Here is a 12,594-nt window from a genome sequence, read left to right as displayed (position 1 = left end):
GTGTGAGCGGGGTCGCGGTTCATTTCTCGCCTTTCGACCGGCCGTAATAGTAGTAATAATGGTAGCCGTCAGCCGAGTGCCGGACTTCGTTCAGGACGGCGCCCAGGATCTTGCCCTTGGCGTTCTCTATCACGTTCCTCGCGGTTACGGCAGATTCAATACGGGTGACGCCGGCGCGCATCACGAGGATTACCGCGTCCACCATGGAAGACATCACGACTGCGTCGGTCACTGCCATCACCGGCGGCGAGTCCACGATCACGTAGTCGTACATTGATTTGAGCCTGGCGAAGATGTCCCGGGTGGCTTCCGTGCCGAGGATCTCCGACGGGTTCGGGGGTATGGGACCCGACGCGATGATGTCGAGGTGGTCCATGCCGCTGGACTGTATCCCGGATTCAACTGGACAGTCCCCAACCAGGATGTTGGTGAGACCGGGTTGCTGCTCTGTCTCGAATATCCTGTGGAGTATCGGCTTCCGGAGGTCTGCGTCGATGGCCAGCACGCGCTTTTCAGCCTGGGCCATCGCGACCGCGAGGTTGGACATGATGGTCGACTTCCCCTCGAACGGTCCGGGACTCGTGACGAGGATCATCTTCATACTCTGACTGATGTCCGCGAACCGCAAAGACGTCCTGAGCGCCCTGAACGCCTCGGATATCGGCGAGCGCGGGTGTGTTTTCGTGATCAGCCTGTCCTTCGGTTCCCTTTTTCCATTGAGGAAGCCTGGCTTCACCATGGGCAGTCGCTCCTATTCGATAACCGGGATGTTGCCGAGAGTGGGCAATCCCAGGTGCTTTCTCACGTCGTCGGGGTTCTTCATCGTGTTATCCAGGTACTCGAGAACGAATACGAGGCCCAGCGAAAGGAAGATGCCCAACACCCCTGCCACTGCCACGTTCAGCTTCTTGTTCGGCCGGACCGGGGTCGTCGGTATCAGCGCGGGCGACACCACCGAGATGTTCGCCTCGCCCATGTTCAGCGACCGCGCCATCTGCGCCTGAAGTATGCGTTCCGACAGGACCTTGTATGTCTCCTCGAGCTGCTGGATCTGCTTGTCAAGCTGCTCGTATTCCGTTTTCTTGTAAACGAGCTGCCGCTGGATTTGCTCGACCTCAAGGCTCACCTGGGCGACCCGCTCCTCGATCGCGGCCACCTGCGCGTTCTTCTGCGCGAGTTCGACGTCTTTGGTGTTGACGATTTGCTCGAGTCCCGCAACCCTGGCCCTGGTCTCCTTGTCGTCAGTCATGGGGATCCCCATGAGTTCCTTATCCTTCTTGAAGTCGTCGAGGATCTGCTTCGCTTTCTCATAGCCGGCGGCGGTCAGCGCCTGCTCCGCCTTTGCGTTGGCGAGCTGTTCCCTCGCCTTCGCCAGCATATCGAACCTCGCGTTGACCTCGTTCTGCAGAATCTCGATCGACGACGACTCGGTCTTGAGGTTCTTCATCTTGTTATTGGCAGCGTCGAGGTCTTTCTTGACCAGAGCGATCTGGTCCTGGAGGAACCTGACCGATTTGCCCATCTGGTCCTGGACGTTCTTGGATATGAACTCGAGGAATTCACGCGCCATGGTGTTCGCAATGTCGGCCGCGAGAACGCGATCGGTGTTCCTGACCCTGACTTCGATGAGATTCGTATCCTTGATCACGCGGGCGTCCATCATGGTGGCGAGCTCCTTGGCGCCCACGATCGTTTTGTCGAACTTCATGGAGGTGGCTACCTGGTCGAGGAAGTACGGGCTCAGTACCTGGCCGACGTACGTGTTCAGCGTCATTTCGGGGAGTCTCGAGATTGCGCTGGCGACTTCCTCGACGCCGGTCTCCTGCCGCACGGGCCGCTGGGCGGCGGGCTGGCTCACCAGCATGGTCACCTTGGTCTCGTAAACGGGCGGAAGGACGAAGAACGACACTACACCCGCAGTCGCCATGCTCATGATCGTAATCAAAACCACGACCCAGCGCCACTTCCGGAGTATGGCGACGTATTGTCTGAGGTCTATCGTATCCATCATCTCAGGGACTTCCTGCAACTGCTGTACCCCCTTCGACGCACCCGCGCATCCATGAAAGCCGGTTACCGGTCTCCACACGCGCCCCTTACTGGTTCGGCCGCCGGAGGGGCCGGCGGGGCCGCCGTCCTGTTACCGTAGGGCGCCGGCAAGGCTCCTGATCTCTCTGTAACGCAAGTCAAAGAGGTTAGCACCCAGCGCCGTCCTTGCCGAGTTCAGGACCCTCTTCGCGCGGGCGGTGTCGCCCGCCATCTCGTACGACACACCCAGCCAGACCTGGGCGTCCGCCTGAATGCTTTTCAGCCGCGCCGCTTTCTCGAACATTCTAGCAGCCTCTGCATAATCACCCAGAAAGAGGGATGCCTGTCCAACAGCATAACCCATTGGTGGAGTCTCGGCAAGTTGTACCAGTGCTTCCGGGATTTTCGGGCCGGGGTTAGGGTTGATGGATTGAGCTGCCGCGGGAACGATTTCGCGCGCCTTTCCCGCGTACTCCCGTCCTGCCGCCCTGTCTCCGGCGCCCAGTGCCCGCACCGCCATGGTCACGTAGACCCTCGCCAGGCCTTCGTACACGCGGACATCACGCGGAATCCACTTCGTCGTATCCACGGCAAGACGCAGGGCCCTGTCGAGGTCCCCCATCGACGACAGGATCTCCGTCGCGCGGATCCTCGCCGCGAGGTTCGACGGCTGGACTTTGACGGCCCTGTCGCAGTAATCCCTCACCTGCTCCAGGCGCCACGGCTGTGCGTCAACGGTATAGCTCGCGAGCGAGAGCTGCGCGAGATCGATCCAGTATGAAGCGGTAAACGGGTCAAGCCGGATGGCTTCGCGGTAAAGCTTGTCGGCCGCGGCGTAGTCACCCGATATCATCGCCCTGGCCGCTGACGTGCCCTTCGCGCTAGCCTCGGTTAACCTCAGAGTAGGAGTGAACACCACGGCACACACGGCGAGCCCGACAATCCCCTGCACGAGCAGCGAGCGCGTCCTGACGACGGGACCCGCCGCGTCAGGGCCGTGCGCGCTGTTCGCGCCGTTCGCCCCGGTGGCGTTGTTCGCGCCGTTCGCCCCGCGTGGCTGCGCCGTTCGCGCCACGCCGTTGACGCACGCCATCAGCCCCCACGCCACTGCGGCGATGGCCGCGAGTGAGAAGTCGAAGTCCATGGCAGAGTGAAGTCCCATCGCGACGGCTCCAGAAAACGCGGGCAGGCACGCCGCCCACGCGGCTTCAGTATCGGAGTCTAGTTCCCCATACGCCTCCGCGACCGACCTCCTGCGCCACAGTGCCCACGCGTTTCGTACCATGACGACCCACATCGCTGTGTATATCAGGAAGCCGGGAACGCCGGTCTCCACCGCCACCTCGAGTGGGTGGCTGTGGACGAGGGCCGATGAATAGAGCTTTCTCTGGTAGATATGGTAGAGCGCGTTCCATCCGCCGCCGCCCGCACCGAGCAGCGGGCGGTCCCGCACGATCCGGATGGCATCTGACCAGAACAACTCCCGGGCCACGAGGCCTTGTGCGCCTACGTCAATACTTTCTAACTCCGCCGCGGTGTGCGGAGTGAAGAACCCCCGCGCTGCACTCGGATATGCAGAGCCGGCATAGACCGCGTACCATACCGTCACTCCGATGGCCCAGGTCGTGAGCACTACCCTGGCCACACGCTGCGTTTCGGGCGCCGTGTTGGCCCTCCTCAGCGCCGCTGCGAGCATGCGAAGGGCCACGACCCCGGCGAGGACCGCCAGGGTCGCGATGCCGACGTATGCTGCGATTCTGAACGCCGCAACCTGCGCAACCGGTTTGTCTACGACGCCGGGAGTCGCCGGCGCCGCACCGGAAGCCGCCTTATTGGCGGCTGCAATGATCCCGTCGATCCGCCGCAGGATTACGAGCGTGGCTACAACCCCCGCGGAGGCCCTGAGGCTTGCCTGAAACCGCTGTCCCGTTGGGAGCCCCCACAGGGCTATTGCCCCAGCGACGGGCAGGAGCACCCACGAACCCCTGGACCTGGTCGACAGCAGGACAACCGCGCACAGCACAAACGCGAAGGCGTACCAGGCCTCGGCGAGCCACGACACCTCATAATCGAGCTGCTGGGGCTGCTCGCCTCCGCGCTGCCCCTGACCGGCCGCCCTGGGCCTGGGGCTGGGCCTGGGCCTGGGGCCCCACAACGCAAGAATTATGACACACGCGGCCGCGAGGAAACCCGCAAGGGCATTGGAGTACTGGAACGTGGACAGGATTTCACCCCGGACGAAGGCACCGGGGAAGTCTATCAGCCCGACCGCTGCCCCAAGGCCGATAACCGAAAGCAGCACACCGATGAAAACGACCAGGTTCGCGAACCGCACGGCCCACGCCCTGGTGTACGCCAATCGCGACACGACCCAGTAGACCATGAAAAGCGTCAGGTACTTCAGGGCTTCGCTCGCCCCCGCTCGCTTGTCCACCGCGACGGCAAGACTTGCACAGTACGCCAGCCCGAGAAGGAGTGGAAGCGCATCCTCCCAGCCCGCCAGGATCGTCCCATCGCCCCGGGCCATCCGGTCGAGCCATTCGAGGGCGAATATCACTACAACGGCTATCTGGAACTGCAGTAGGTCTGTCTGGAAAAACAGCCCTCTGGCCAGCGAGCCCAATATCAGCAGGAGGAATATGAATGGTCCAGTGACGGGTTCGAGGCTCAGATTGAGCCTCCGCCCCGTCCCTTCGGAAACCAATCGCCTATCGCCATCCTTTCAAGATCGCGCCCTACCAGGAAGTTCGTTAGCCTCAACTACCCGGGTTCGTCCTGGTCCGGCGAAGTGGGGAAACATGCTGCGAATTCACCGTTGGAAGCGGCAATTCCTCCTATCCCGGCCACAATTTCCCTTCCCAGGCTGGTACTGGGCGGATCTCCAGTGGAATTGCCTGCCACCAGCAATCCCGCTGGATGAAGACTCGGGGGCCCCGCCTCTGCCGCGGGACCCCCGGTGTCTCGTTCGAGACTTATCAGTTGCCTATCAGTCGGGTTCTTGGGTTAGATCTGGCCGGTATTGGCCATGAACCGCTTCATCATGACCGCGGCTTCGGCCCTCGTGCCGGTGCCCTGCGGCACGAACGTGGTCGCGGTCCTGCCGTTCAGGATACCTGTCTTTGCGGTGTACGCCGCAGCTTCGGCCGCCCATCCGGATATCTTGTTCCTGTCGGCGAACTTCGAGAGCGCCTCAATGTCTGCCGCGTTCACCGCCGTGTTCACGCCGGCCTTGCCGAGCGCCCTTACCAGCATAGTCGCCATCTCTTCGCGCGTCACCCTGGCGTCAGGCTTGAAGGTACCGTCGCTGTATCCCTTGATGATACCCGCCTTGAAGGCGCCCTCAACCGCACCGAAGTACCACGAGCTGCGCGATACATCGAGGAACGTCTCCATCGCCGGTTTGTGCTCCTCCAGCCCGAGGCTCCTGAGAAGCAGCGACGCAAACTGGGCCCTGGTTACTGGCGCTTCGGGCGCGAACTGCGTGTCGCTCACGCCTTTGACCACGTGCCTGGAGGCCATCAGTTCCACGTCGGTCTTCGCCCAGTGCGTCGCCACGTCGACGAACGTCTTGTCGTAGAGCATGACGGCATACTGGCTGAAGTGCCACAGGTTGGCCGTGATCTGGTTCGTGTCCGGGTTCACCTTGCCTCCGACGTACGTCCAGGTGTTGGTGACGGGATCGAGGCCATACACGCCGAGCTTGTTCTCGTCGATACCCGGCTGCGGGTTGTACGAGAACGTCACGCGCACCGGGCTGTTGAAGCGCGAGATATCGCCCACCGTCTGCGATCCCTGCACAAGCGTAGCATCGAGCGAGAACACCGTGGACTGCGGGATGAAGCCCTGGTCCGCCGCCTGCGTTCCGCTGACCAGCTGCACGCTGGCGGTGTCGCCCATGATGCCGACGACGACCCTGAACGCGGCGCCCGCTCCGGCCTGTCCGACGATAGATGGATCGATCGAGCCGCTCGGGAACGTGATCACGACCTGGCCGTTGTTGACGACGAGGTCTTTGGCGAGGTTCAGTGCTGCCTGGAGAATCCCCGACCCGATGACCGTGGCCTTTTCCGAGGCGTCGGTCGCCGAGAGATCGGCGATCGTGAACTCCCTGATACTAGCTGCGAGGGATTGCAGAGCGCTCACCACGAGGGATTCGTCTACATTGTATGTAGCGCTGCCGAGCGCCGGCAGCACCACGATGGTGCCATATTGGCCCGTGAGGATTTGCTGCGCGGTTCCGCCGCCACCGCCGCCTCCACCGCCGGTCGACGGTGGCCTGTACAGGAGGTCAACGTAGACGGCGTGCTGGGCAATTAGCTCGCGGACCTGGCTGTACTCAACCCGGTAACCGGGCTGAAGGTTCCAGCTGGATGGCGGAGCATAAACGAGCTCGAGGAGGTTGCGATACGCGGTGTCGTACGCACTTCCGATGACGCTCTTCTGAGTAGCCTCCACCGTATAGTCGCCAGTCGGCGTACCTACCAACTTTATGTAGTAGGTAAACAGGCTGGGCCCCTCGGTGGCGCTCGTCAATGGCGACATCCAGACAGCAGGTTTTATCTGCGTCGTCGAATACTGCGAGCTGGATCCCGAATACGTCCAAGTATACGGGTCAGCGTATGCCTTGCCGGCCTCGACTATGCCCACCGCCGTCATCGCCAGAAAAGCCGCGAAGAGCAGGAGGCAGATGTTGCCGGCCACGTACTTGCTTCTGAATCCTGGCATTTCCGTTCACCTCCTTTCCCCTTTGGATGTTATAGGAATCCAAGATAATATTACCATTGTCCAACGAAGTTTTCCAGCACTGCTTCGCCACAATCTCATGCAGTCTTTTCTGCGCTGCAGCATGATTCGGCCGAAGACTTCTGCGTCAGAGCATTACTCGCCTCAGAATCTCTGCACCACAGCATGACGCCGGCTGATACTGCACTCACGCACAGGAATTCGCGCGATTTGCTGCGTCCATGCACAATACGCCGGACTTGTACTGCGTGTGCGCACGCGAGACCGTGTTTGTCGTCGGCTTTCAGCAGACGCCGGGACTGTCGCCTGGTGCTGCGCGTGCACACCCAGGACTCATCCAGGACTCATCGGATAGCCCACATTCGGTAGGCCCGCAGGGTACCGGCTCGACCGCACCGTGTCTGGCGATTAGCGTCCGGTGATTAGTGTCCAGCCTTCGCACGGTAATCCTGGGAGGCGCGAGCGAGCGCCTTTGCGTACAGGCCGTCCCTGTCGATTATGTTCCTCGGTAGCACGTCCGGGATTTTTCTTTCCATATTGTCGAAGGTCAGGTCTTCGCTGATCACTTCTACCAACACAATGCCCTGTTCCTGGCTCAACCCCTTCTTCAGGAGGTCTCTCGCTCTCAGCTCTCTGAACGCCTGCTCATCTGGATACGCCGCGGTTGGGCCGTAGTGCTGTCTTCCGTTGAATTCAAAAGCAACCCCCTCCAGATAGTACCGGTCGAATTCGAGCGGTTCTCCTGTGAGAGGGTTGCAGAGGAACCCAGGTCTCGCGTTGTCGATTAGATTGTTACTAGCCACGAGAAGATCGAGCCAGCACTTCATGAGGAACTCTCCCTTCTGCGGGGCCATCGCGAGCATCTTGAACAGCCGCCTGGCGTGTTGCTCCTGCAGCGCGTCTGGCATTGCCGGCACAGGTAGCAGTCCCCGCCTACTCCCGGTCGTACGCATCCACCCTGCTCTCACCAGCTCGGCACAGACTCTGCTTGCATGCCCCGGGTCCACCCCCGCCGCCCGCGCAAGCTGGCTTATGGACCGCGGTTGAACTGCCAACGCCGTCAGGTAGAGGATCTTGCCCATGTGGCTGACCTCATTCGAACGTGCGAGTTCAACCGGGAACGTGATTCCACACCTCAATCCGCCTGTTTCTCCCCCCTCCACCTAACTTCGCAGGCCACCCACCGCACCGCCAACCGCCGAGAACGCATGACCACACGTGGCTCACCAACAGACCATCGCTTACCTGGGACGTCAGCCGGTTGGCTTAGCCGGTGCGGTCAGCCGCGCATTCCGCCTGCTGTCACATTTTACCATATCGTAGGGTTGTGTCGTACCTGAGCCCGGTATGCAGGTCGTACACGATGGCATCGCCGTTGTTGACACCGGCGTTTTCGCCAGGGCCCGGGACTGCTGGGGGGACAAGACTTCGTGCGGCGAGCTCGAGCGCACCCCATCGGGCTGGCGTCAGTTAAGAATCGGGGCCGGAGATGTCCTGCAGGTGAAAGCAGTAGGTGAAAACAGCATCGTACTCGAGGTAGGAAGAAAACCCGCAGTGAGGGGCCGGATGACGGATGAAGACATAATCACCGCAACGGCCGGCCTGTGGAAAGACGCGCGTACTCCTCTCTGTCGAAGCGGGTTTCCTCCTTCAAGATGTGGTAGATGTACCATACGATCAGGCCCGCGATGGAGGCACGCGCAGCGTGGCCGCTGAGCCCGGCGCGTTTGAGCCGTTCGAAAGCTTCTTTGGCCTCAGGCGGGCTCCCCGTCTGAATCTGCGTCTCCGCCACAGCCTCAACGTATACGTGGAAGATCGGGTTGACCTCGTTTATCACTATTTCCCCCGTCAGTACGGGGTATTTCTCCCAGAGGATCCGGAGGTCGGGGTGTTCGGCGAGTACTGCGGAAATGGCCGATTCTTCAGTATCAATGTCTAACTCGGGGCATTCGGCAATTTCTTTCAACCGCACCTTGCTTCACCGCCATCAGTCGTGTAGCTATTCCGCTGTGTGTTTGCGCAATGCGAACCTGCGTGCATTGTACAACCCAAGCGCAAGTGCTGGAAGCCCTGGCGCCGCTACCTTGATGGGCCAGTTTTCGCCTTGGCCCTTTCGATCACCCTTCGAGCCAGTCCAGGAGCCAGATCGAGTGCTGCCCGTGAGCACCAGGCACTTTCATGACAGGAGTATACCACACAAGTGCGACACGACGACGTGTGCGGCGCACAGCAGTGACAAACACAGCCGGGCTCAGTCAGGCAACATGTCAAAACCCATCTGCCGAAAGTGAGAATCAAACGCAAATGCCTTCCGGCAGCCAAGTCTGGACATAACGACGAAACTCAAGCAGTCGACAAAACTGAAATCCTTATCGTGGTACTCTTGCGCCAGATTCCACGCTGCGTCCTCGTCTGCGGGACCCGGGCGAAGATATCGCAGGATCTTGCTTTCACGAATATGCCTGCCCACAATCGTGGCACGGCCGTGGTCCCTACAAAAATATGTGTATACCTCAGCAAAGACGAAATTCGTGGTCACCAGTTGTACCCGGAGGGCCCGGATCCGTTCCGCCGTGAAGAAGTCCTTTGCCGCCTCGTGATGGCGGTCGCTCGCGTCGTACAGGGCTATGAATGCAGAGGTGTCGATGAATAGAGAATCTGTCGACCGGATCATGACGACCTGTCCCCGCCTTCCCCGGGCACCTGTTGATCGCCGCTCTGCTGAGGTTGTTGGCGATAAATGTAGCGATCATGGGCTACAGACCCATCCGTGCGCCCTGTCCTGACAGCGGATTGGCTTATGCGAAACAATGGGTCATCTTCGTCCACGGACTCCATGCTCCCCATCTCCTTATCAATGAGGTCTCTCACTACAGCAGCAATGCTCGTTTCGTATCTTGCCGCAGTCTCCCTGAGAAAACGGTACTGAGTCTCATCGAGGTAGAGCTGAGTCCGGTATCTGTTCTTATCCACCTTCTCCGACCTCCTGCGTTACAGTATACAGCATTACAGCAGTTGTATCAACGAAGCTGTCTGTGCAGTGCCTGGAAAACAGTGGGAGGTTGCTACGACACGTGTGGCGCACCAGCTCAGGCTGCGCCTGGTTCGTCTGGGCCAAGCTTCGCCTTGACTGTATCGATGACCTTACGAAAGTCCGCCGGCTGCCTGAGGAGGAACCGCATCTTGTCTAGAGAACAGTAGCCTGTGGCAGTCCGCGATAGCCTGAAGAAGCGGCCACTGCGCCGGATTTTGCTGGGCCAGCTTCGGCTGGGCCAGCTTTACCTGGGTGGTTGCCTGGAGGTGCACGCATTGGTCCTGGTCACCGGGGGCGCCGGATACGTCGGAAGCCACGTGGTGCGCGAACTACTCCGCGCCGGCAGACGCGTGGTCGTGTACGACAACCTGTCAACCGGACACAGGAGCCTCGTCGAGGCACAGCCACCGGGCATCGAGGTATTCATCGCCGGCGATGTGCGTGACGCGGACCTCCTGAGCAGGGTTATGCAGGATTACGGGGTGACCGCCGTGGTCCACCTGGCCGCGTCCAGCCTCGTCGGGGAGTCGATGAGGAACCCTTCGCCGGCGTTCGAGAATAACATGGTCGGCGGGGTAAGGCTGCTCGAAGCGATACGGCGTTGCGGCGTGAAGGACATCGTTTTTTCCTCCAGCGCGGCGGTTTACGGAGAACCGGAGTCCATCCCGATTGAGGAGAACCATCCCTGCCGGCCGGTAAACCCCTACGGGGAAACGAAACTCTTCATCGAGCGGATGCTGGCCTGGCACGCGAAAGCCTACGGCCTGCGGTACATCAGCCTGAGGTACTTCAACGCAGCTGGCGCGGACGAAGCCGGTGACATCGGCGAGGACCACAATCCGGAGACCCATCTGATTCCCCTACTGATGCGGGCAGCTCTGGGAGCGATCGACAAGGCCTCAATATTCGGGACCGACTATCCCACGAAGGACGGCACGGCAGTCAGGGATTTCGTCCACGTGTCTGACCTGGCGACAGCGCACGTCCTGGCTCTGGACGCCCTGGAGCGTGGAGTCACCGGCCCCGTCAACCTTGGCGCCGAAACGGGCAACACGGTTCTCGAAGTGCTGGCCGCCTGCGAGAGGGCGGCCGGTAAGCGTATTCCCGTCGAGATGGCGCCCAGGCGGGAAGGCGACCCGGTGGCTCTGGTGGCTTCGACGAGGCGCGCGGCCGAGATCCTCTCCTGGAAACCGCAGCGCCCTTCTCTTGAGGATATTGTAGCCTCGGCGTGGAAGTGGCACAGCAGAAACCCTCATGGATTTGCCGGGAAATCGAGGAGGCCCTAGAAGCATGACCATCGGCCAGCACGGAAAGCGAGTCAGAAAGGCAGTCATCCCCGCAGCCGGCCTCGGCACAAGGTTTCTCCCGTCAACCAAGGCGCAGCCAAAAGAGATGTTGCCGATAATCGACAAGCCGATCATCCAGTATGTGGTGGAAGAAGTCGTCGCAGCCGGAATCGAAGACGTGATCATCGTGACTGGCAGGTCCAAGCGGGCTATTGAAGACCACTTCGACCGCTGTATCGAGGTGGAACTCGCTCTCGAACGCTCGGGCAAGGATGACATGCTGAGGACGGTCCGCAGCATCGCAGACCTCGCCGATATTCATTACATACGCCAGAAGGAACCCCTCGGCCTCGGGCATGCCGTACTGCAGGCGAAGCACCATGTCGGCGACGAACCCTTTGTCGTGTTACTGGGAGATGAAGTGTTCGTGGCCGATCCGCCCGCCATAAGGCAGTTGATGGACGCTCACAGCGAAGCCGGCGGGAGTATCGTCGCAGTTCAAGAAGTTCAGCCGGAAGATACAAGCCGGTATGGAATCGTTGATGCCGTGATGGGCGAGGGTCTCCCCCGCGTCCGGCGCCTGGTCGAAAAGCCAGGACCGCAGGCCGCCCCGTCCAATCTCGCCGTCATCGGCAGATATGTGCTGGAGGCTGCAATATTCGACATACTGGAAGACCTCCCGCCGGGCAAGAACGGCGAAATTCAGCTTACAGACGCGCTGGACAGACTTGCGCGGGAAGGCGGGGTCCATGCAACGACAATCACCGGACAGAGGTATGACGTGGGAGACGCCGCGGGCCTGATACGGGCCACTCTGGAATTCGCCCTGAAGAGGGACGATCTCAGGGAAGCGGTGGCCAGGACTTTACGAGAAGTGGCAGCGTCGATAAACCTACACTGAGTCCCGTCAATGGGTGAGGAAACCGACACCCGGTCGTCGTCGTTCTGTTCCCGTGCTTGACACCACCATGAACCGGAGTGTTGTACATGTGACAGCGGGTTTCTCTAGGAATGCACTATGCTACACTGGACTCAAACTCGGAGTGTCAGATGGCAGGTAGAAAATGCAGTCAGACGCGTCTAAAAGGTGTGGCTTCCTGCCGACCAGTACGTTTATTACCGTAGATTCTCGCAAGGGCAGGCCAGCCTCCAACGTCATCCCACCCAAAACTACCGGGCACCATCGCAACCTCGGTGCCTTTTCCATGACGGCATAATCGACAGAGGTTTTCGTAAGTCGCGAGAAAGCGTCGGCGTATTCCTCGCTTCGATAAGGTCTGACGCCTTGGTGAGCCTCAGAGATTCGTCAACCCTGTGTGCCGGACCGAGAGTGGCTACACGGTTGTGGAGGATTCGCGCGTGCCCGCCAAGAATCACTGCGCGGATTGTCGTTTCGATTCTTTGGGGGCCGATGGATTTCGCCAGGAGGCGGCTCGGGATCGTCTGACAAGTGCCGGCTTCGATTCGCTTGGTTGAACGCTGAGCCGGGTGACAGGTTACGGG

Annotated in this window: 10 protein-coding genes; 2 read left to right on the top strand and 8 right to left on the bottom strand. The window is 60.5% G+C overall.

Going from position 1 to position 12,594, the window contains the following annotated elements; all coding sequences use genetic code 11:
• Nucleotides 1-19: 19 nt before the first annotated feature.
• The 8 genes from HPY55_08550 to HPY55_08515 all read right to left on the bottom strand — a co-directional run bounded on the left by HPY55_08550 (nt 20) and on the right by HPY55_08515 (nt 9,744).
• Nucleotides 20-739 carry a CpsD/CapB family tyrosine-protein kinase gene (locus HPY55_08550; GenBank protein ID NPV70677.1) on the bottom strand — a complete coding sequence of 240 codons (720 nt, stop codon included), beginning with the start codon at nt 737-739 and terminating at the stop codon, nt 20-22.
• A 12-nt stretch (nt 740-751) separates the two neighbouring features.
• Nucleotides 752-2,029 (bottom strand): hypothetical protein, encoded by a 1,278-nt coding sequence (locus tag HPY55_08545; protein NPV70676.1) that lies wholly within the window; start codon nt 2,027-2,029, stop codon nt 752-754.
• A 111-nt stretch (nt 2,030-2,140) separates the two neighbouring features.
• Nucleotides 2,141-4,732 carry a hypothetical protein gene (locus tag HPY55_08540; GenBank protein ID NPV70675.1) on the bottom strand — a complete coding sequence of 864 codons (2,592 nt, stop codon included), beginning with the start codon at nt 4,730-4,732 and terminating at the stop codon, nt 2,141-2,143.
• Nucleotides 4,733-5,031: 299 nt separating this feature from the next.
• Complete coding sequence (locus HPY55_08535; GenBank protein ID NPV70674.1) at nt 5,032-6,753, bottom strand: S-layer homology domain-containing protein; 1,722 nt, start codon at nt 6,751-6,753, stop codon at nt 5,032-5,034.
• Between the two features lie 440 nt (nt 6,754-7,193).
• Entirely contained in the window at nt 7,194-7,853 is a 660-nt protein-coding gene (locus HPY55_08530) for a hypothetical protein (GenBank protein NPV70673.1), read from the bottom strand.
• 503 nt (nt 7,854-8,356) lie between these two features.
• Nucleotides 8,357-8,743 (bottom strand): DUF1841 family protein, encoded by a 387-nt coding sequence (locus HPY55_08525; protein NPV70672.1) that lies wholly within the window; start codon nt 8,741-8,743, stop codon nt 8,357-8,359.
• A 279-nt stretch (nt 8,744-9,022) separates the two neighbouring features.
• Nucleotides 9,023-9,445 (bottom strand): PIN domain-containing protein, encoded by a 423-nt coding sequence (locus HPY55_08520; GenBank protein NPV70671.1) that lies wholly within the window; start codon nt 9,443-9,445, stop codon nt 9,023-9,025.
• Nucleotides 9,442-9,744 (bottom strand): hypothetical protein, encoded by a 303-nt coding sequence (locus tag HPY55_08515; GenBank protein NPV70670.1) that lies wholly within the window; start codon nt 9,742-9,744, stop codon nt 9,442-9,444. Before HPY55_08515 ends, HPY55_08520 begins: the two co-directional genes overlap by 4 nt.
• Nucleotides 9,745-10,080: 336 nt before the next feature.
• Here HPY55_08515 and galE point away from each other — a divergent pair, with 336 nt between their 5' ends.
• Together galE and galU are read left to right on the top strand one after the other, a co-directional pair.
• On the top strand, nt 10,081-11,091 hold the full coding sequence (gene galE / locus HPY55_08510) for a UDP-glucose 4-epimerase GalE (protein NPV70669.1): 1,011 nt from the start codon (nt 10,081-10,083) through the stop codon (nt 11,089-11,091).
• Between the two features lie 4 nt (nt 11,092-11,095).
• Entirely contained in the window at nt 11,096-11,992 is an 897-nt protein-coding gene (galU, locus tag HPY55_08505; GenBank protein ID NPV70668.1) for a UTP--glucose-1-phosphate uridylyltransferase GalU, read from the top strand.
• Nucleotides 11,993-12,594: the final 602 nt, after the last annotated feature.

This window comes from Bacillota bacterium, assembly GCA_013178305.1.
Taxonomy (GTDB): Bacteria; Bacillota; Sulfobacillia; order JABLXB01; family JABLXB01; genus JABLXB01.
Note: the sequence above shows the minus strand (reverse complement) of the source record. Positions and strands in the feature narration are given on the sequence as shown.

Bases quoted from the DNA above. Each gene is read 5' to 3' on its own strand.
- galU (NPV70668.1), top strand. From the start codon at position 11,096: ATGACCATCGGCCAGCACGGAAAGCGAGTCAGAAAGGCAGTCATCCCC.
- HPY55_08530 (NPV70673.1), bottom strand. From the start codon at position 7,853: ATGGGCAAGATCCTCTACCTGACGGCGTTGGCAGTTCAACCGCGGTCC.
- HPY55_08520 (NPV70671.1), bottom strand. From the start codon at position 9,445: ATGATCCGGTCGACAGATTCTCTATTCATCGACACCTCTGCATTCATA.
- HPY55_08550 (NPV70677.1), bottom strand. From the start codon at position 739: ATGGTGAAGCCAGGCTTCCTCAATGGAAAAAGGGAACCGAAGGACAGG.
- HPY55_08535 (NPV70674.1), bottom strand. From the start codon at position 6,753: ATGCCAGGATTCAGAAGCAAGTACGTGGCCGGCAACATCTGCCTCCTG.